Origin of the sequence: Xenorhabdus entomophaga (genome assembly GCF_037996725.1) — a bacterium.
Taxonomy (GTDB): domain Bacteria; phylum Pseudomonadota; class Gammaproteobacteria; order Enterobacterales; family Enterobacteriaceae; genus Xenorhabdus; species Xenorhabdus khoisanae.
The window spans coordinates 1-223 of record NZ_JBBMXH010000509.1; the positions used below are offsets into that span (position 1 = coordinate 1).

A 223-nucleotide genomic window follows, 5' to 3' on the forward strand; every position below is an offset into this window, starting at 1 on the left:
TCATCCAATTGATAAAACAGAGATTAAATTGTTTTGGGTTGATCCGCGAAATAATCCGGGCAAACGTATCATCGACAGGGACACCTTCTTTGAACATACCTTGTTGTAGAACCCATTCATGGTAGCCTTCGGTATATTCCTGAATATCGCTCCAGCCCTCTGCGCCGGCAATCATTGCACAAAGCGACGCAAACAGGATATCAAATAAGGGATAGGCGATTTT

1 protein-coding gene is annotated in these 223 nt (G+C 43.5%); it reads right to left on the bottom strand.

Features of this window, described 5'->3' with window-relative positions:
- Positions 1-223, bottom strand: a 223-nt coding sequence (locus tag AAC854_RS23855) for an ISAs1 family transposase (protein WP_340619211.1), incomplete at both ends; no start/stop codon positions are given.